Annotated in this window: 17 protein-coding genes; 11 read left to right on the forward strand and 6 right to left on the reverse strand. The window is 65.6% G+C overall.

The annotated features are described in order from the left end of the window. Positions 1-3 precede the first annotated feature (3 nt). Genes DXK50_RS07935 through DXK50_RS07955 form a run of 5 tightly spaced genes read right to left on the reverse strand, consistent with a single transcriptional unit; the run spans position 4 to position 5,996 of the window. Positions 4-780 (reverse strand): ABC transporter ATP-binding protein, encoded by a 777-nt coding sequence (locus tag DXK50_RS07935; protein WP_212629921.1) that lies wholly within the window; start codon positions 778-780, stop codon positions 4-6. Next, positions 777-1,850 carry a FecCD family ABC transporter permease gene (locus tag DXK50_RS07940; protein ID WP_212629922.1) on the reverse strand — a complete coding sequence of 358 codons (1,074 nt, stop codon included), beginning with the start codon at positions 1,848-1,850 and terminating at the stop codon, positions 777-779. The genes DXK50_RS07935 and DXK50_RS07940 overlap by 4 nt, the downstream gene beginning before the upstream one ends. Further along, on the reverse strand, positions 1,847-2,950 hold the full coding sequence (locus DXK50_RS07945; RefSeq protein WP_212629923.1) for an ABC transporter substrate-binding protein: 1,104 nt from the start codon (positions 2,948-2,950) through the stop codon (positions 1,847-1,849). The genes DXK50_RS07940 and DXK50_RS07945 overlap by 4 nt, the downstream gene beginning before the upstream one ends. Before the next feature lie 20 nt (positions 2,951-2,970). Beyond that, the gene (locus tag DXK50_RS07950) at positions 2,971-3,651 is read right to left on the reverse strand and encodes a Fe2+-dependent dioxygenase (RefSeq protein WP_212629924.1); all 681 of its coding nucleotides are present in this window, start codon (positions 3,649-3,651) and stop codon (positions 2,971-2,973) included. Next, on the reverse strand, positions 3,651-5,996 hold the full coding sequence (locus tag DXK50_RS07955) for a TonB-dependent receptor (RefSeq protein WP_212629925.1): 2,346 nt from the start codon (positions 5,994-5,996) through the stop codon (positions 3,651-3,653). The genes DXK50_RS07950 and DXK50_RS07955 overlap by 1 nt, the downstream gene beginning before the upstream one ends. A 178-nt stretch (positions 5,997-6,174) precedes the next feature. Here DXK50_RS07955 and DXK50_RS07960 point away from each other — a divergent pair, with 178 nt between their 5' ends. The 6 genes from DXK50_RS07960 to DXK50_RS07985 all read left to right on the forward strand — a co-directional run bounded on the left by DXK50_RS07960 (position 6,175) and on the right by DXK50_RS07985 (position 12,507). Further along, positions 6,175-6,897: a response regulator gene (locus DXK50_RS07960; RefSeq protein ID WP_161865171.1), complete on the forward strand. Its 723-nt coding sequence runs from the start codon at positions 6,175-6,177 to the stop codon at positions 6,895-6,897. Continuing rightward, positions 6,894-8,273: an ATP-binding protein gene (locus tag DXK50_RS07965; RefSeq protein WP_212629926.1), complete on the forward strand. Its 1,380-nt coding sequence runs from the start codon at positions 6,894-6,896 to the stop codon at positions 8,271-8,273. The genes DXK50_RS07960 and DXK50_RS07965 overlap by 4 nt, the downstream gene beginning before the upstream one ends. A 73-nt stretch (positions 8,274-8,346) precedes the next feature. Continuing rightward, positions 8,347-8,766, forward strand: a complete 420-nt coding sequence (locus DXK50_RS07970; RefSeq protein ID WP_212629927.1) for a hypothetical protein — start codon at positions 8,347-8,349, stop codon at positions 8,764-8,766. Between the two features lie 146 nt (positions 8,767-8,912). Continuing rightward, the gene (locus DXK50_RS07975) at positions 8,913-10,325 is read left to right on the forward strand and encodes a di-heme oxidoreductase family protein (RefSeq protein WP_161865173.1); all 1,413 of its coding nucleotides are present in this window, start codon (positions 8,913-8,915) and stop codon (positions 10,323-10,325) included. Positions 10,326-10,335: 10 nt separating this feature from the next. Beyond that, positions 10,336-11,400: an imelysin family protein gene (locus DXK50_RS07980; RefSeq protein WP_161865174.1), complete on the forward strand. Its 1,065-nt coding sequence runs from the start codon at positions 10,336-10,338 to the stop codon at positions 11,398-11,400. 3 nt (positions 11,401-11,403) lie between these two features. Next, a complete protein-coding gene (locus DXK50_RS07985; RefSeq protein WP_212629928.1) occupies positions 11,404-12,507 on the forward strand; it encodes a DUF1513 domain-containing protein in 1,104 nt (367 codons plus the stop codon). Between the two features lie 7 nt (positions 12,508-12,514). On the opposite strand, the gene DXK50_RS07990 is transcribed toward DXK50_RS07985, so the two are convergent. Continuing rightward, positions 12,515-13,540 carry a LacI family DNA-binding transcriptional regulator gene (locus DXK50_RS07990; protein ID WP_212629929.1) on the reverse strand — a complete coding sequence of 342 codons (1,026 nt, stop codon included), beginning with the start codon at positions 13,538-13,540 and terminating at the stop codon, positions 12,515-12,517. Between the two features lie 373 nt (positions 13,541-13,913). Here DXK50_RS07990 and DXK50_RS07995 point away from each other — a divergent pair, with 373 nt between their 5' ends. From DXK50_RS07995 to DXK50_RS08015, 5 genes are all read left to right on the forward strand, one after another. Next, a complete protein-coding gene (locus DXK50_RS07995) occupies positions 13,914-14,741 on the forward strand; it encodes an NAD-dependent epimerase/dehydratase family protein (RefSeq protein WP_212629930.1) in 828 nt (275 codons plus the stop codon). A 51-nt stretch (positions 14,742-14,792) separates the two neighbouring features. Further along, positions 14,793-15,668, forward strand: coding sequence for a glucurono-1,5-lactonase (locus DXK50_RS08000; protein WP_161865178.1), 876 nt, complete (start codon positions 14,793-14,795; stop codon positions 15,666-15,668). Between the two features lie 76 nt (positions 15,669-15,744). Then, complete coding sequence (locus DXK50_RS08005) at positions 15,745-16,719, forward strand: TRAP transporter substrate-binding protein (protein ID WP_212629931.1); 975 nt, start codon at positions 15,745-15,747, stop codon at positions 16,717-16,719. Between the two features lie 59 nt (positions 16,720-16,778). After that, entirely contained in the window at positions 16,779-17,306 is a 528-nt protein-coding gene (locus tag DXK50_RS08010) for a TRAP transporter small permease (RefSeq protein ID WP_161865180.1), read from the forward strand. Further along, positions 17,306-18,586 carry a TRAP transporter large permease gene (locus DXK50_RS08015; protein ID WP_212629932.1) on the forward strand — a complete coding sequence of 427 codons (1,281 nt, stop codon included), beginning with the start codon at positions 17,306-17,308 and terminating at the stop codon, positions 18,584-18,586. Before DXK50_RS08010 ends, DXK50_RS08015 begins: the two co-directional genes overlap by 1 nt. Positions 18,587-18,660 lie beyond the last annotated feature (74 nt).

Below are 18,660 nucleotides of genomic sequence, written 5' to 3' on the forward strand. Positions count from 1 at the left end.
CTGTCAACCCCGACGATCGGACATCAGAGCCCGATCCACCAGCACCTGCAGCCGTCCGCGCGAGCAACGTTCGACACGCGCCTCGACGCCGTAGACCTCGGCGAGCAGTGGCGGGGTGAGCACCTCGTCGGGCGTACCGCTGGCGTGAATACGGCCGGCGCGCATCACTACCAGTTGATCGGCGCAGCTGGCCGCCAGGTTGATGTCGTGCAGCACCGCCACCGCCAGCAATTGGTGCTCGCGCACCAGGTCGCGCACGCAATCCATCACGCGCAGTTGGTAGTGCAGATCGAGCGCGCTGGTCGGCTCATCGAGCAACAGCACCTGCGGCCGCCGCGCAATCAGCTGCGCCAGCGAGACCAGTTGCCGCTGCCCACCGGAAAGACTAACGAGCGAATGCTCGGCCAGTTCCTCGATGCCGATACGCGCCAGGGCATCGAAGGCACGCGCCAGCACCTCGCCGTCACCGCCGACGCGCAGCGCCGCCAGCACGCTTTCCAGCACGCCGAGGGCAATGCCCGGCGGCAGTTGCTGCGGCATGTAGGCCAGGGTGCGGGCACGTTCGCCGCCGCCGATGCGGGTCAGATTCTGGCCGCCGAGGGTCAGGCTACCTTGCATGTTCTCCAGACCGGCCAGTGCCCGCAGCAGGGTGGATTTGCCGGCCCCGTTGGGGCCGACCAGCGCCACCAGGCTGCCCGGTTGCAGCTCGGGTAGCGACAGGCCGTGGAGAATCTGCCGGCGCCCATAGGCCACCGAGATGTTTTCCGCCCTGAGGGTCATAGGCGCCTCCCGCGACGGAACACCAGCACGACGAACACCGGCACGCCGACCAGCGCGGTGACGATGCCCACCGGTACGATCACCCCCGGCAGGATCAGCTTGCTGGCGATGGACGACAGCGACAGCAGCAAGGCGCCGACCAGTGCGCTGGCCGGCAGCAGGAAGCGCTGATCCTCGCCCACCAGCAGGCGCGCCATGTGCGGGCCGACCAGACCAACGAAGCCGATGGTGCCGACGAAGGCCACGGCCGTGGCCGCCAGCAGACTGATGCGCAGCAGCGAGCCATAACGCAAACGGCGCACATCGACGCCGAAGCTGCGCGCACGATCCTCGCCCATGCGCAGCAGGGTCATGCCCGGCGCGGCGCGCAAGGAGAACGGCAGCAGCACGACGAGCACCAGGGCGAGGATGCCGAGCTTTTCCCAATTGGCCCGTGCCAGGCTGCCCAGCGTCCAGAACACCAGTTGCTGCAGCACGTCCTCGGTGGCCAGCAGTTGCAGCAGCGACACCAGCGCATTACAGCTGAACACCAGAGCGATACCGAACAGCACCAGGCTCTCCACACCCGCACCACGCAGGCGCGACATGGCCTGCAACAGCAGCACCGACAGGCAGGCGAAGACGAACGCCGCCACCGTCACCTGGCCACTCGGCGCTAGCCAGTCGATGGCCAGCGGATAGGCGATGGCCAGCGAGGCGCCAAGCGCCGCAGCCGAGGACACGCCAAGGGTGAAGGGACTGGCCAGCGGGTTGTCGAGGATCGCCTGCATTTCCGCTCCGGCCAGTGACAGCGCCGCACCGACCAGCACTGCCATCAGCGCATAAGGCAGGCGCACGTTCCAGATGATCACCCGTTCGGTGGCGCTCAGGGCGCCGGGATCGAGAATGCCGGCCAGCAACTGCCCCAGACCCATGCCCGAGGCGCCGCTGGCCAGGTCGGCCAGCACGCTGAGCAGCAGCAGGCCGGCGAGCAACACCACCAGCAGGGTACGGCGCCACAGCAGACGCCGGTAGCTCAGCGCGGCCGCCTCCAGGGCGGGCGCACCGGCACTTTGCAGATAGGCACTCACGGCGTTGCATCGATCCAGTAGCGGCCATCCAGGCCAACGGCAAGGAAGCGGTTGATTTCGGCCTGGGTCGCCGTTGGGTCCAGGTCGGCGAAACGCTCGGGATGGATCCAGCGTGCCATGCTTTCGATGGCCAGGATGTTGAACGGCGAGTTGTAGAAGTCGTGCCACAGGCCATGGGCCTGGCCATCGCGGATCGGCCGCAGCGGCGCGAATTCGGGGCGTGCGGTGATCTTCGCCAGGCTGTCGCGCGCAGTCTTCTCGTCCACGCCGGCACCGAGCAGCACGCCTGGATTACGGTTGCCGGTGGCGATGTAGACGTCCGGATCGGCGGTCAACACATACTCCACACTGACGTCACCGATCGCACCCGGCACCACGCCGGCGGCGATATTGCGTCCGCCGACTGCTTCGACCACGCCGCCAAGGCCGCTCTTGCCGGTGGTGTGGCCCGGCGCCTGCCAGACGCCAGCCAGCAGTTCGAGAAACACCTTGGGCCGCTGCGCATCCGGCAGGTCGGACACGGCATCGGTGATGCGCGCCAGGTGGTGCTCATAGAAGCTCAGGTATTCCTGCGCCTCGCGCTCGCGGCCGAGCAGTTTGCCCAGCGCTTCGAGGCTGACGCGGGTGTTCTTGATCGGGTGCACGCGAAAATCGATGAACAGCACGGGAATGCCCGCTGCGTCCAGCAGATCGGCGACCGGGCTGTGCTGGGTCGGGCCTTCACCGGCAATGCTGAACACTGCCAGATCCGGCTTGAGGGCGAGGATCTGTTCGGCGCTGACGCTCTGCTCCGAGGCCTGGCCGATCAGCGGAATCTGGGCGATGGCCGGGTACTGCTCGGCGTACACCTCGTAGGTGTGCGGGTCGAGCAGGCGCATGTCGTTCTGCCAACCGACCACGCGCTGGAACGGCGCCTCTCGGTCGAGCAGCGCCAGGGCGAAGAACAAGCGCCCTTCGCCCAGCACCACGCGCTTCGGCTCGGCCGGTACTTCGACCTTGCGCCCGAGCACATCGGTGACCTCCACGGCATGGGCGGAGCCGGCCAGGGCCAGCAACAACAGGGGCAGCGCGAGCACGCGCCGCAGCGGGGAGATATTCACGGCAATGACCTCGAATGGATTCAGGTGTCGCTCCAGCGACGGAGCAGGTTGTGATAGACGCCGGTGAGTTCCAGCAGTGATTGGTCGTCGGCGCCCTGGGCAGTCAGGCGCTGGATAGCCACGTCCATGTCCAGCAGCATTTGCCGCTGACTGTCCTCACGCACCAGGCTCTCGATCCAGAAGAACGAGGCCAGGCGCTCGCCACGGGTGACCGCCTCGACGCGATGCAGGCTGCTGCCGGGATAGAGCACCAGGTGCCCGGCCGGCAGCTTGACGCGCTGCTCGCCGAAGGTGTCGCGGATCACCAGTTCGCCGCCGTCGTAGCTGGCCGGATCGGCCAGGAATAGAGTCGCCGACAGGTCGGTGCGCACGCGCTCACGCACGCCCTTGATGCCGCGGATGGCGTTGTCGACATGGAAGCCAAACGCCTCGCCAGCGCCATAACGATTGAACAGCGGCGGGTAGATGCGCTTGGGCAGGGCGGCGGACATGAACAGCGCGTTGTCCGACAGGCGCCGCAGGATCAGCTCGCCCAGCTGGCGGGCCAGCGGGTTTTCCTCGTCCAGCTGGCGATTGGCCTTGACCTGCGCAGACTGCACGCCGGCGGTGACCTTGCCGTCGACCCAGGGTTGCGCCAGCAGTTGCTTGCGCACCTCGTCCAGCTCCGTGGCGCTGAGCAGCGCTTCGATCTCGACCAGCATCAGAAGCTGTAATCCACGCTGGCGGTGACGGTACGCCCCGCGCCCGGCACGCCGTACAGCTGGAAGCCATCGAGCGAGGCGCCGATGCGGCTGTAGTAGAACTTGTTGAACAGATTTTCGACGTTAAGGTTGAGCGTGGTGTTGGAGTCGAGCTGGTAGCGCGCCGCGACGCTGTGCAGCCAGTAGCCCTGTGCCTTTTCGCGATCACGGGTGTAGATGGCGGCCACCCCGGACGGGCCATCGGCATAGCTGCTGTTGTTGTTCAGACCGCCCACGTATTTGTTGTCGCTGTAGCGACGACGGCCGACATAGTTGGCGCCGTAGCTCAGACTCAGGTCGTCGGTGAGGTCGTAGGTGGTCCATAGGTTGGCGGTCAGGTCGGGCACGTTCTTGGCCTCCTCGCCCTTGTTGGCACCCTTGGTCTGGCGGCTCTTCATCGCCGCGAAGCCAGCGTAGGCGCTCCACTTCGAGCTCAGCTCGCCCTGCAGGCCCAGCTCGATGCCATCGACGCGTTTGGCCGGCAGCGCACGCACTGGCGAGGCCTCGCCTTCGCTGTATTCCCAGCTGTTGTCCAGTTCGGTGCGGAAGATCGCGGCGGTCAGGCCCAGGCGCTCGTCGAGCAGTTCCCACTTGGTGCCCAGCTCGTAGGTGCTGGCCTTGGCCGGCTCGTAGTTTGCCGTGCTGGCTGCGCCGTAGACCTGGTTGTTGGTGGTGGCGCCAATGGCCGAAGGCTGCGCCGACTGGCTGTAGGACAGGTAGATGCTGCCGTTGTGCGCCGGCTTGAACACCAGCCCGGCGCGACCGCCGAAGGTGTCGTCGCGGCGGCTGCTTTCGTTGCCGCCGTTCTCGGTGCTGACCTTCCAGCGGTCGTAGCGCAGCGACAGCAGCAACTGCCATTGGGGGCTGAAGGTCAGGGTGTCGGAGACGTACAGGCCGGCGTTCTTCACCTCGGTGGCCGGGTCGCCGTAGCCCTTGCGCTCGTAGGTGGAGGCGAAGTGATGGGCCGGATCGGTCATGTCGAAGAACATCTCGCCGTCAGGCACCTTCATGCTCTTGTGCAGGCCAGCGTAGGTTTCCTTGTACAGCTCGATGCCGGTGACCGCCTGGTGGCCGATGCCGCCAGTGGCGAAGTCGAAGCTCAGGTCGGTCTGGTTATCGATGATCGAGTAGCGCTTGGACAGGCCGAAATCGCTGCCGCGCAGGTAGCCGTAGCGAGTATCGCTGCTGTTGGCGTAGTCGGTGTAGGCATTGACGCCATTGACCGAGCTGACCGGGCCGACGCCTACATAGCCGAGGCTGGCGCAACGCGTGCCGGTGCAAGTGCGACTGCCGTCGGCGTTGGCGGCGACGAAGCGCGCCGGCGACAGTACCGCCCAGTTGTCGGTCTGCTGCCAGCGCAGCTGATTGCGCAGCGTGGTGCTGTCGTCGAAATCGTGCTCGAACAGGCTGGTCAGCGAACGTGTCTCGGTCTGCTGGGTGTACAGGCTGGAGTCGCCGTACCAGGCATCGCGTGACACGCCGGGCATGCGCTTGCCGTGGGTACCGCGCTGGATGGGTACACCCCCATCCGGGGTGTTCTTGTCCTTCTGGTAGAAGGCATCGAGCCACAGGCGAGTTTCAGTGCCCAGGCCAAAGCCGAAGGACGTGGCCAGGCCCCAGCGGTCGTAGTCCACCTCGTCGCGCTCGGCCACCGCGTTGCCGTGCTTCATCAGGTTGATGCGCACCGCGCTGGTGTCGTTGATCTCGCGATTGATGTCGGCAGTCAGACGTTTGTAGTTGTCGCTGCCGATGCCGGCCGACAGCTTGACGTCATCGCCCAGGTGGGCGCGCTTGCTGACCAGGTTGACGCTGCCGCCGATGGCCGAGACGCCGGACTCCACCGAGCCGGTGCCCTTGTAGACCTCGGCCTGCTCCAGGTTGAAGGTGTCGGTGCGGCTGGACATGCCGGAATCACGCACGCCGTCGACCGTCAGGCTCTGCTCCGAGGAGAAACCGCGGATGGAGAACAGGTCGCCCCAGCCCAGGTTGCCCTCGCCGGACATGAAGGTGATGCCCGGCACGTTGCGCAGCACGTCCTGCAGGGTCTGCGCGTTCTGCTCGTCGAGCACCTCGCGCGGCACCAGATTGACGCTTTGTGGGGCGTCGAGCAGCGGTACGGCGATCTTCGCCGACGAGGCCTTGTCTGCCTTGAAGGGCACATCCTTGCCAGTCACCTGAGTGGCCGGCAGGTCGATCGCGTTGCCATCGGCCAGTGCCGGCAGCGTGCAGGCACCGAGCATCAGCCCGAATGCCGGTGCCAGGGTTTTCGACAGGCTCGTGGGGACTGCGGGAAGCACTTGGGACATCGAAATTCCTTAAATACAATCAGTCGCATTTGTATTCGAAGAATTCTATCGATTGAGCCCCTCGCCCCTGGCTGTCGAGATGTATCGGAGCCCGCATGAAAGTGCGCGCCAAAACATTCCATTACATTTGCCCGACTGCACCGGTGTAAGGTGCTCGTCCCGCTCACAGGTGATACCCATGTCCCGACCGGATCACATACTCATCGTCGACGACGACCCCGAGATTCGTCAGTTGCTTTCCACCTACCTCAGCGATGCCGGCTACCAGACTTGCGTGGCCAGCCAGGGTGTGGAGATGCGCAAGCGCCTGGAGGAGCAGCTGATCGACCTGGTGGTGCTCGACCTGATGTTGCCGGGCGAGGACGGCCTGACCCTGTGCCGTGAGCTGCGCGTGCGCAGCAACATTCCGGTGATCATGCTCACCGCGCGCGGCACCCTGGTCGATCGCATCGTCGGCCTGGAGATGGGCGCCGACGACTACCTGCCCAAGCCTTTCGACCCACGCGAACTGCTGGCACGGATCAAGGTGGTGCTGCGCCGCACGCAGAGTTTCCCGGACCGTGCCCGCCTCGACGAAGCCACCACCCTGCGCTTCGCCGGCTGGCGCCTGGACACCGCCACGCGGCAGTTGCGCTCGCCCGCCGGCCTGGTAATCAGCCTGGGTAACTCCGACTACCGCGTGCTGCGCCTGCTGCTGCAACACCCCAACCGTCCGCTGAGCCGCGACTTCCTGCTCGGGCATGTCTTCGACAAGGAACGTGCGCCCTTCGACCGCAGCATCGACGTGTGCATCAGCCGCCTGCGCCAGCATCTGGAAGATGATCCGCGAGCCCCCAGGCTGATTCGCACCGTGCGCAACGAGGGCTATGCCCTGACCGTCGAACAGGTGGAGCAAGGGTGAAGCGCTTCTGGCCCGATTCGCTGTCCGGTCGCCTGGTGCTGATTCTGGTGACCGGCCTGCTCGCTGCGCAGGTGCTGACCAGCAGCATCTGGTACGAAGTGCGTCATGGCCAGGTGCTGGAGATTCCCACGCGTCTGCTGGCGACGCGTCTGGCCGATCTGATCCTGCTCGACCGGCACGATCCGCAGCAGGCCATGGCGCTGATTCGAGCTCTGCAGGCCGATGACTTTCGCCTGCTCGAGCGCCCGCCCGGTACGCCGGCACTGGACAAGGCCGACCGCAATCGCGAAACCCTGCTGCGCGAAGTGGTCGAACAACGTACCGGCGCCGCTCCCCAACTGCGCCTGCTGAGCCTCGAGGTGCTCGATCAGCATGGCCACCCGGCCAGCCTGCCGGTACTGTTCGGCACGGGCCCGGCCAGCGGCCGCTTTGTGGTGGAGCTGCAACTGCCCAGCGGCCCGCAGCTTTACCTGCAAGTCACCGAAGAACAGGGCTGGACGAACACCCCGCCGCTGTCGCTGCTGCTCGACTACCTGACCCGTATCTACCTGCTGCGCATCATCGTGGTGGTGCTGATTGCCCTGCTCGCCGTACGCCTGGTGATGCGCCCGCTGCAACGCATGACCGGCGCAGCCGAAGCCCTCGGCCGGGACATCCATCGCCCTGCGCTGCCGGTCGAGGGCCCGCGCGAGGTGCGCCAGGCCGCGCAGGCTTTCAATGCCATGCAGCGCCGCCTGATCGACAGCATCGCCGAGCGCACGCGCTTCTTCGCTGCCGTCTCCCACGACCTGCGCACGCCGATCACCCGCCTGCGCCTGCGCGCCGAGCTGCTCGCCGACGAAGCTACCCGCCAGCGTTTTCGCGACGACCTGCAGCGCATGGAAGAGATGGTCTCGGCCAGCCTGGACTTTCTGCGCAGCGGCGAGCTGGAAGACGCCCGCGAGCAGGTGGATATCGATGCCCTGCTGCAGGGCCTGCAGGCAGACTTTCATGATCTGGGTGCCGAGGTGGCGATCCATGGCAGCGCCCGCCCGCTGGTAGCCCACGCCAGCGGCCTGCACCGCTGCCTGCAGAACCTGCTGGAAAATGCCGTGCGGCATGCCGGCGGACTCATCGAAATCCAGCTCGAGGACAGTGCCGAGCGCCTGCGCATCGGCATTGCCGACAGAGGGCCGGGCATCGACGAGGCGCTGCTGGAACGCGTCATGGAACCCTTCTACCGCGAGGACGAAGCGCGCGGCCAGGGTACTGCCGGCTACGGCCTCGGCCTGAGCATCGCCCGGCAGATCGCCAGCGCCCATGGCGGCAGCCTTACCCTGCGACCCCGCGCAGGCGGCGGGCTGCTGGCGCTGCTCGACCTGCCGCGCCGGAGCTGAGTGCTGGTGCTTCCCATGGTTGGTACAGGCCGGTACCTTCGACACTCATCCCACCTACAAGGAATAGTGCATCGTGCTACCCGTCATCCAGGAAGAAGAAAGCGGCTGCGGTATCGCTGCGGCCGCCAACATCCTTGGCAAGCGCTACGCCGAGATGAAGGCCATCGCCAACGCCATGGGCGTTCATGCCGAAGACGAGTCGTTGTGGTCCGATACTCAGTACGTGCGCCGCCTGCTCGCCAGCGGCGGTGCGAGGGCGGCAACCGGCGAAACGCCTTTCGTTTCCTGGGAGGCCTTGCCGGACCTGGCTTTGCTGGCCATCAAGCACCATCGTGTAAACGATCGCGACTTCTGGCATTGGGTGGTATTCGAACGCTCGGCCGGCCGGATGCACGTACTGGACTCAGCCAGCTACCTGCCCGCCAACGTGCGCACCGACTTCGCGGCAATGCAGCCGAAGTGGTTTATCGCGGTAGACAGGCCCAGCGCCTGACATAACTGGCAACTGCGTCACGCAGGCAGATGCGCAGCGACCCGCGACCTCTGGCCACGCCCGGATAACGCTAATTGATCTTATTTAAATTCCGTTAGCCTGATAATCTTGCCGCCCCGTTTCCTGCCTGCCCGGATAGTCCGTCGATGTCGCCGCTCCAGCGCTGCCTGCTCCCCTTTCTGGCACTGACCCTGATCGCCTGCGAGCAGCAACCGAACTTCACGGCGGCAGAACCCGGCGAAGCGCTTTCTGCCGGCGCCGCCACGGTACGCAAGTTCGATCACAACGCCTTCTCCCAGCCCGCCGCCAACCTGGCGCCGAGCCGGCGTCTGGACTTCTCGGTCGGCAACAGCTTCTTCCGCAACCCCTGGGTGCCTGCGCCTGCCTCCACCACCGCGCGCGACGGCCTGGGCCCGCTGTTCAATACCAACGCCTGCCAGAACTGTCACCTCAAGGATGGCCGCGGCCATCCCCCCGAGCCGGGTGCCCTCAGCGCAGCCTCCATGCTGGTGCGCCTGTCCATCCCGGCCTCAGCCGAGCAGGCCGAGTTGCTGCAACGCCAGGGCGTGGTCGCCGAGCCCACCTATGGCACCCAGCTGCAGGACATGGCCAATCCCGGCGTGGCCCCGGAAGGCAAGGTACGGGTGAACTACAGCAGCGTGCCGGTGCATTTTGCTGACGGCACGCGGGTGGAGCTGCGCAAACCGCAGCTGGAAATCACCCAGCTCGGTTATGGCGACATGCACCCGAACACCCTGTTCTCCACCCGTATCGCCCCGCCGATGATCGGCCTCGGCCTGCTCGAAGCCATTGCCGAACAAGACATCCTCGCCGCTGCCGATCCGGATGACGCCGATGGTGACGGCATTTCCGGGCGCCCCAACATCGTCTGGGATCGCCAGCAGCAACGCAGCGTACTCGGCCGTTTCGGCTGGAAGGCCGGCCAGCCCAACCTCAACCAGCAGAATGCCGACGCCTTCGCCAACGACATGGGCCTGACCACCAGTTTGATCCCGCACGACAACTGCACCGCTGCGCAGGCCGACTGCCTGGCTGCGCCCCATGGCGGCGAACCGGAGGTCAGCGACAACATCCTCGCCAGCGTGCTGTTCTACAGCCGCAACCTCGGCGTGCCGGCGCGGCGCAACGTCGACGCCCCGCAAGTACTCAAGGGCAAGAGCCTGTTCCACCAGGCCGGCTGCCAGAAGTGCCACACGCCCAGCTTCACCACCTCGGCCGATGCCGCCGAGCCGGAGCTGGCCAATCAGTTGATCCGCCCCTACACCGACCTGCTCCTGCACGACATGGGCGAAGGCCTGGCCGATGGCCGTGAGGAGTTCCTCGCCAGCGGCCGTGAGTGGCGCACGCCACCGCTGTGGGGCATCGGCCTGACCCAGGCGGTCAACGGCCACACCCAGTTCCTGCACGACGGTCGCGCCCGCAACTTGCTGGAAGCCATACTCTGGCACGGCGGCGAGGCCGAAACGGCCAAGCAGCAGGTGCTGAAATTCGATGCCGATGAGCGAGCCGCGCTGCTCGCTTTCCTCAATTCCCTTTAAGGAGCCCGAGATGTTGCACAAGAGCCTGATCGCCTCCCTGCTCGGCCTGGCCCTGGTCGGCTGCGGCCAGCAGGATCAGACCGCCAAGGTCACCGGCGCCCTCACCGACGGCGTCTTGCTGCCGGCCTATACCAGCTGGCAGGAAGCCGATCGCCAACTGGCCGAACGTGCCGCGGCCTTCTGCGCCGGCAGTGCCGACCTGCCCGCCGCGCGCCAGGCCTTTCTCGGTGCCATGAGCGCCTGGTCGGCGCTGCAACCGCTGATGCTCGGCCCGCTGGCCGAGGGCAACCGCGCCTGGCAGGTACAGTTCTGGCCGGACAAGAAGAACCTGGTGCAGCGTCAGGTCGAGGCGCTGCTCAAGAGCAAGCCACAGCTGACCCAGGCCGACCTGGCCAGCGCCAGTGTCGTGGTGCAGGGCCTGACCGCCTCCGAGTACGTGCTGTTCGACGCCGATATCGACCTGACCCAGGAAGAGCAGAAAGCCCGTTACTGCCCCTTGCTGCAGGCCATCGGTCAGCATCAGCAGGCCCTGGCCGCCGATATCGTGGCGCAATGGCAGGCTGACAAGAGCGGCATGGCCGCGCAGCTCAAGCAGTTCCCCAACGAGCGCTACGCAGACTCCAAGGAAGCGGTGGCGGAACTGCTGCGCGTTCAGGTCAGCGGCATCGACGGCCTGAAGAAGAAGCTCGGCGCGCCGCTCGGCCGCCAGACCAAGGGCATCGCCCAGCCCTACCAGGCCGAATCCTGGCGCAGCAGCGCCAGCCTGGCCAACCTCGGCTCGGCATTGGCCAGCGCCGAACTGCTCTGGCACGGCAACAACAAGGATGGCCTGCAATCGCTGCTGGGCAGCGACCAGGCCGAGCTGGCGCAGCGCATCGACGCCGCCTACCTCGACACCCGTCAGCGCCTGGCCGCCTTCGATCTGCCGCTGACCGAACTGCTGGCCAGCGAAGACGGCCGCAAGCAGCTGAACGAGCTGTACGACAGCCTCAACCGTCTGCATCGCCTGCAGGAAAGCGAGCTGGCCAAGGCGCTCGGCGTACAGATCGGCTTCAACGCCCACGACGGGGACTGACGCATGCATCGCAGAACCTTCCTCGGCCTCGGTGCAGCAGCTGCCAGCCTGGCGGCTGCGGGTGCCTTCGGCGGCTGGACGCTGTTCGGCCCCTCGGGGCAACCGCTGCTGCTGTCGGCCCGTGACGATGCCGATGGCAAGCACTACGCGGTCGGTTATCGCCTGGACGGCCAGCGTGCCTTCGCCACCGCGGTGAACGAACGCTGCCACGATGTGGTGCCGCACCCGGCCCTGCCGCTGGCCCTGTTCGTCGGCCGTCGCCCGAGCACCGAAAGCTACCTGATCGACACCCGCGACGGTCGCCTGCTACAAACGCTCGCCTCGCCAGCCGGGCGCCACTTCAACGGCCATGCGGTGTTCCACAAGGGCGGCGAGTGGCTGTACGCCACCGAGAACGACGCCACCGAACCGGGTCGCGGCGTGCTCGGCGTCTATCGCCTGGAAGGTGAACGACTGCAACGCGACGGCGAACACGGCACGCACGGCGTCGGCCCGCATCAACTGCTGTGGATGCCCGATGGCGAAACCCTGGTGGTAGCCAACGGCGGCATCCGTACCGAAGCGGAAAGCCGCGTCGACATGAACCTCGATGCCATGCAGGCCAGCCTGGTGCTGATGCGCCGCGACGGCAGCCTGGTCAGCCAGGAGTATCTGGCCGACCAGCGCAACAGCATCCGCCACCTGGCCGTGGCCCGCGACGGCACCGTGGTCAGCGGCCAGCAGTACATGGGCGATATGCACGATGCCGTACCGCTGCTGGCGATCAAACGCCCCGGTCAGCCGTACCAGCCCTTCGCCCTCGGCGAGACGCAGCGCGCGGCGATGAACCAGTACACTGCCAGCGTGGCCATCCACGACGAGCTGCGCCTGTTGGCGATGACCGCACCGCGCGGCAACCGCTTCTTCATCTGGGATCTGGACAGCGCCGAAGTGCGCCTCGACGTTCCGCTGCCTGACTGCGCAGGCGTCGGCGCGGTGGCCGATGGCTTCGTCGTCACTTCCGGCCAGGGCCGTTGCCGCCTGTACGATTGCCGCGGCGCGCGCATCGTCACCAACGCCCTGCAGCTACCGGCCGGCCTGTGGGACAACCACCTGCGCCTGGCCTGAGCCGGGCTCAGGCGCTGTCGCGCTCGATCAGCGCGAAGCCTACATCCATTCGCAGCGGCTGACGCGCAGCCGCTGGCTCGGCAATACGCGCCAGCAGCGCTTCGGCAATGGCGCAGCCGATACGCGGCCCGTCGACCCGCACGGTAGACAGCGGCGGATGGGTATGCGCCGCGCTGGAAAGATCGCCGAAGCCCATCACCGCCAGATCCTCGGGGACGCGCAGGCCACGGCTCAGCGCTTCGGCCATCACCCCTTGCGCCACCGTATCGGAACTGCACACCACCACCTCCCCGGCAGCGCCCTCCTGCAGCAGGCGCGCCAGCCCCTCGCGGCCGACCGCGAGCGTCGCCGGCGCCGGCAGAATCTGCGCTGCCACCGGCGCAACAACCTGCCCCTGCAGCGCCGCGACCAGGCTGCGATAACGGCGCAGGCCACGTGGATCATCGATACCCACCGCCGACACCCGACGGTAGCCCTTGCCGAGCAGATAGCGCGCCACCGCCTGGCCAACGGCCTCGTGCGAGAAGCCGACCAGCATGTCCAGCGGGTGCTCGCACAGGTCCCAGGCTTCGACCAGCGGGATGCCGACCCGCGCCAGGCGCTCGCGACTGGCCTGGGTGTGCTCGGTACCGGTCAGCACGATGCCGTCCGGGCGCCGGCCCAGCACCGCTTCGAGCAGGGCCTCCTCCTGCTCGGGGCGGTAGCCGGTCAGGCCCAGCAGGGTCTGATAGCCCACGGCCGCCAGGCGGTCGGTCAGCGCCTGCACGGTGTCGGCGAAAATCGAGTTGGCGATGGTCGGCAGGAAGACCGCCACCAACCGACTGCGGCTGGATGCCAGAGAGCCGGCGGCGAGGTTGGGTACATAGCCAGTCGCCCGCACGGCTTCCAGCACGCGTTTGCGGGTCGCATCGGTGACCACCTCGGGCCGGCCAAGGGCTCGCGATACGGTAATCGGCGATACCCCCGCCACCCTGGCGACATCGATCAGCGTCGGTGCCGTGCTGCTGCGGATGCCAGCAGGTTTCCTGCCCATGTCACATCTCCAATCACTCGATCTCGTTGTAGCGCGGGGCGCTTCACTCAAGCGAGATAGGTTGTCATACAACTTTAGTCCAATATTCCGACTCGAGTAGCACGGCGACATCTGCCCGAGCGCATCAGCGCATTTGGCACCCGCCCCGGTGGCAAAGCCAGAGATTACGGTAGCAGCGCCTTTAAATCGGAGATTCCGCCGGTCGTTGAGAAGCCGGTGACGCTTGCAGAGAGGCGCGCAGAAGGCACATCAGCTAACCCCGTAGCACCCCGCAGCACGTTGACAGCGCTCAGACTGGTGCTGATAATCGATCAATGTCATACGACAACGTATGACAATCAATAACAACAAACAAAAAGAGTCCAGGCCCGCCATGACCACGATTTCCAGCGAACTGCGCCCCTTCAATCGCCTGCTGCTGACCGGCGCCGCCGGCGGACTGGGTAAGGTATTGCGCGAACGCCTGCGCCCCTATGCCAACATTCTGCGACTTTCGGACATCGGCGAGATGGCTCCTGCCGCAGGCCCCCATGAAGAGGTGGTGTACTGCGACCTGGCGGACAAGGTCGCGGTGCATCAACTGGTCGAAGGCGTCGACGCCATCCTGCACTTCGGTGGTGTCTCGGTAGAGCGCCCGTTCGAAGAGATACTCGGGGCCAACATCTGTGGCGTGTTCCATATCTACGAAGCGGCCCGCCGCCATGGCGTGAAACGCGTGGTGTTCGCCAGTTCCAACCACGTCATCGGCTTCTACAAGCAGGACGAAAAGCTCGACGCCAACAGCCTGCGTCGCCCGGACGGCTACTACGGCCTGTCCAAGTCCTATGGCGAAGACATGGCCAGCTTCTACTTCGATCGCTACGGCATCGAAACCGTCAGCATCCGCATCGGCTCGTCGTTTCCCGAGCCTGCCAACCGCCGCATGATGAGCACCTGGCTGAGCTACAACGACCTCACCCACCTGCTCGAGCGCTGCCTGTATACCCCGGAGGTCGGCCATACCGTGGTCTATGGCATGTCGGATAACCGCGAGGTGTGGTGGGACAACAGCAAGGCCGCGCATCTGGGCTTCACCCCCAAGGACAGCTCGGAGGTGTTCCGCAGCAAAGTCGAGGCACAGCCCATGCCCGCGGCTGACGACCCGGCACGTATCTACCAGGGCGGCGCCTTCGTGGCGGCCGGCCCGTTCGGCGACGACTGAACAGCGCCGCGACGTCCAAGCCATAACAACAACAACTAGAGCGCCCCTGCCATGACAGCCGAACTGATTGTCGATGCGCGCAACGCCACGGGCGAAAGCCCGGTTTGGAACACAGCAGAACAAGCTCTGTACTGGGCCGATATTCCCGCCGCGCGCCTGTTTCGCTGGTCCGCCGCCACCGGCCAGACGCAGAGCTGGCAGGCCGAGGAAATGCTCGCCTGCATCGCCATGCATCCGGCTGGCGGCTGGCTCGCCGGTATGCAGAGCGGCATCTTTCATCTGCAGCCCCAGGACGATGGCAGCGTACAGGCCACGCGACTGGCGCAGGTCGAGCACGCCCGACCGCAAATGCGCTTCAACGATGGTCGCTGCGACCGCCAGGGCCGCTTCTGGGCGGGCACCATGTTGCTGGACATGGCCCAGGGCGCGCGCGTCGGAGCGCTGTATCGCTACGATGGCCAGCTGCAACAGGTGCTCGACGACCTGATCGTGCCCAACGGCCTGGCCTTCAGCCCCGACGGCCGCACCCTGTACCTCTCCGATTCGCACCCGAGCGTACAGAGCGTCTGGGCCTTCGATTACGACACCGATAGCGGCACGCCGCACAACCGTCGTCTGTTCATCGACATGACGCAGCATCCGGGGCGCCCCGACGGCGCAGCGATGGATGTCGACGGCTGCTACTGGATCTGCGGCAACGACGCTGGTTTGGTGCACCGCTTCACCCCCGACGGCCGCCTAGACCGTTCGCTCGCCGTACCGGTGAAGAAGCCCGCCATGTGCGCCTTCGGCGGTGCGAATCTGGACACCTTGTTCGTCACCTCGATCCGCCCCGGCGGCGACCTCTCCGACCAGCCACTGGCCGGCGGCGTATTCGCCCTGCAGGCTGGCGTATGCGGTATCGAGGAGCCTGCCTTCAAACCCTGATCCGATTCACCCCGGGCCGTCCGCGGCACCGGATTGCACTGCTGTTCACCAACAACAACAAGACGGAGTTTTCCGCATGAACCTCAAACGCAAGTTGCTTCTCGCCACACTTCCTTTAGCGCTCGGTCTGTCGTCCTTGGTACAGGCCGAGACGACCCTGAAAATTGCCGAAATCCACCCGGCCGGCTATCCGACCGTAGTGGCCATGGAAAACCTCGGCAAGAAACTGGAAGCCGCCACCAATGGCGAAATCAAGTCGCGCATGTTCGCCGGCGGCGTCCTGGGTTCGGAGAAGGAAGTGATCGAACAGACCCAGATCGGTGCCGTTCAGCTGACCCGCGTCAGCCTTGGTTCGGTCGGCCCGGTGGTGCCAGCCACCAACGTGTTCAACATGCCGTTCGTGTTCCGCGATGTCGACCACATGCGCAAGGTGGTCGATGGTGAGATCGGCCAGGAAATTCTCGATGCCATCACCGACTCCGACTTCAACATGGTCGGCCTGGCGTGGATGGAAGCCGGCAGCCGCAGCCTCTACACCAAGAAGCCGGTGCGCAAGATCGAAGACCTCAAGGGCATGAAGATCCGCGTGATCGGCAACCCGCTGTTCATCGATACCCTCAATGCCATGGGTGCCAACGGCATCGCCATGGACACCGGTGAAATCTTCAGCGCCCTGCAAAGCGGCGTGATCGACGGCGCCGAGAACAACTCGCCGACGCTGCTCGAGCACAACCACTTCCGTGCGGCCAAGTACTACACCCAGACCCATCACCTGATCCTTCCCGAGCCGCTGCTGATGTCCAAGACCACCTGGAACAAGCTGACGCCGGAGCAACAGGCGCTGGTCAAGAAGCTGGCCAAAGAGGCCCAGCTGGAGGAGCGCGACCTGTGGGTTGCCAAGGAAAAGGCCAGCGACGAGAAGCTCAAGGCTGAAGGCGTCGAGTTCATCGAAGTCGACACCAAGCCCTTCTACGACGCTACCGCCCCGGTCCGTGAGAAGTACGGCGCGCAGTTCGCCGATCTGATCAAGCGCATCGAAGCCGTTCAGTAATCCACGCGCAAGCGCGCGGCGCCGGCCCCCTGCCAGCGCCGCGCAACCGGTGAAGTCTCATGAAAAACCTGGTTCTGGGCGTCAATGACGTCATTTACCGCGCCTGCATCGCGACCGCCGGCCTGGCGATCGTGGTCATGGCCCTGATCATCCCCTGGGGCGTGTTCAGCCGCTACGCACTTGGCCAGGGCCTGGGCTGGCCCGAACCCATCGCCATCCTGCTGATGGTGCTGTTCACCTTCGTCGGCGCCGCTGCCAGCTATCGCGCCGGTGCACACATGGCCGTGCAGGTGCTGAGCGATCGCCTGCCGGATATGGCTCAACCCTTTCTCACCCTGTTCGTACGCCTGGCCATGGGCGCCATCAGCCTGTTCATGCTGATCTGGGGCTACAAGCTGTGCGTCGCCACCTGGAACCAGTACCTCAGCACCCTGACCTGGATGCGCGTCGGTATCAGCTACGCGCCGATTCCGCTAGGCGGCCTGATCACCCTGCTGTTCGTCATCGAACAACTGCTCTACGGCGACCAGCACAAGCGTCGCGTCGTCGATTACGAGAACTGCGAAGATTCCAAGGAGTCCGTGTAATGGATGCCGCCATTCTGCTGGGCAGCTTCATTGCCCTGATCCTGCTGCGCGTCCCGGTCGCCTACGCCCTCGGCCTGGCGACTCTTATCGGCGCCTGGTACATCGACATTCCACTGCACGCGGTGATGATCCAGATCGCCGGCGGCGTGAACAAATTCTCCCTGCTGGCCATTCCGTTCTTCGTCCTGGCCGGCGCGATCATGGCCGAAGGCGGCATGGCGCGGCGCCTGGTAGCATTCGCCGGCGTGCTGGTGGGCTTCGTCCGCGGTGGCCTGTCGCTGGTCAACATCACCGCCTCGACCTTCTTCGGCGCCATCTCCGGCTCCTCCCTGGCCGATACCGCCTCGGTGGGTTCGGTACTGATTCCGGAGATGGAAAAGAAGGGCTACCCGCGCGAGTTTTCCACTGCGGTTACCGTCTCCGGCTCGGTGCAGGCGCTGCTCACCCCGCCGAGCCACAACTCGGTAATCTACTCGCTGGCAGCTGGCGGTACGGTGTCCATCGCCGCGCTGTTCGTCGCCGGTATCGGTCCGGGCCTGCTGCTCAGTGCCACCATGGCCACGCTCTGTCTGTTGTTCGCCAAGAAGCGCAACTACCCCAAGGGCGAAGTGATCCCGCTGCGCCAGGCGCTGAAGATCTGCGTCGAGGCGCTGTGGGGCCTGATGACCATGGTGATCATCCTCGGCGGCATCCTCAGCGGCGTGTTCACGGCCACCGAGTCGGCGGCCGTGGCCGTGGTCTGGGCCTTCTTCGTGACCATGTTCATCTACCGCGACTACAAGTGGAGTGAACTGCCGAAGATGCTGCACCGCACGGTGCGCACCCTGTCGATCGTGATGATCCTGATCGCCTTCGCCGCCAGCTTCGGCTACATCATGACCCTGATGCAGATTCCGTCGAAGATCACCACGGCCTTCCTGACCCTGTCGGACAACCGCTACGTGATCCTCATGTGCGTCAATTTCATGCTGCTGGTGCTGGGCACGCTGATGGACATGGCGCCGCTGATCCTGATCCTCACCCCTATCCTGCTGCCGGTGGTGACCTCCTTCGGCGTCGACCCGGTGCATTTCGGCATGATCATGCTGGTCAATCTCGGTATCGGTCTGATCACGCCACCGGTCGGTGCGGTACTCTTCGTCGGCGCGGCGATCGGTAAGGTCAGCATCGAGAACACGGTCAAGGCCCTGCTGCCCTTCTATGTCGCGCTGTTCGCCGTGCTGATGGCGGTCACCTACATTCCCGCCATCTCGCTGTGGCTGCCGAGCGTGGTGCTCTGAAAGCCAATCCGGGCATTGCACGAAACGCCGCCCAACCGGGCGGCGTTTTGCTTTAGGGCCTGATTGCAGGCCAT

Source organism: Pseudomonas sp. KB-10 (assembly GCF_018221585.1).
Classification (GTDB): Bacteria; Pseudomonadota; Gammaproteobacteria; order Pseudomonadales; family Pseudomonadaceae; genus Aquipseudomonas; species Aquipseudomonas yangonensis.

Bases quoted from the DNA above. Each gene is read 5' to 3' on its own strand.
- DXK50_RS07995 (WP_212629930.1), top strand. From the start codon at position 13,914: ATGACCACGATTTCCAGCGAACTGCGCCCCTTCAATCGCCTGCTGCTG.
- DXK50_RS07935 (WP_212629921.1), bottom strand. From the start codon at position 780: ATGACCCTCAGGGCGGAAAACATCTCGGTGGCCTATGGGCGCCGGCAG.
- DXK50_RS08005 (WP_212629931.1), top strand. From the start codon at position 15,745: ATGAACCTCAAACGCAAGTTGCTTCTCGCCACACTTCCTTTAGCGCTC.
- DXK50_RS08010 (WP_161865180.1), top strand. From the start codon at position 16,779: ATGAAAAACCTGGTTCTGGGCGTCAATGACGTCATTTACCGCGCCTGC.
- DXK50_RS08015 (WP_212629932.1), top strand. From the start codon at position 17,306: ATGGATGCCGCCATTCTGCTGGGCAGCTTCATTGCCCTGATCCTGCTG.
- DXK50_RS07960 (WP_161865171.1), top strand. From the start codon at position 6,175: ATGTCCCGACCGGATCACATACTCATCGTCGACGACGACCCCGAGATT.
- DXK50_RS07985 (WP_212629928.1), top strand. From the start codon at position 11,404: ATGCATCGCAGAACCTTCCTCGGCCTCGGTGCAGCAGCTGCCAGCCTG.
- DXK50_RS07980 (WP_161865174.1), top strand. From the start codon at position 10,336: ATGTTGCACAAGAGCCTGATCGCCTCCCTGCTCGGCCTGGCCCTGGTC.
- DXK50_RS07955 (WP_212629925.1), bottom strand. From the start codon at position 5,996: ATGTCCCAAGTGCTTCCCGCAGTCCCCACGAGCCTGTCGAAAACCCTG.
- DXK50_RS08000 (WP_161865178.1), top strand. From the start codon at position 14,793: ATGACAGCCGAACTGATTGTCGATGCGCGCAACGCCACGGGCGAAAGC.
- DXK50_RS07975 (WP_161865173.1), top strand. From the start codon at position 8,913: ATGTCGCCGCTCCAGCGCTGCCTGCTCCCCTTTCTGGCACTGACCCTG.
- DXK50_RS07990 (WP_212629929.1), bottom strand. From the start codon at position 13,540: ATGGGCAGGAAACCTGCTGGCATCCGCAGCAGCACGGCACCGACGCTG.
- DXK50_RS07950 (WP_212629924.1), bottom strand. From the start codon at position 3,651: ATGCTGGTCGAGATCGAAGCGCTGCTCAGCGCCACGGAGCTGGACGAG.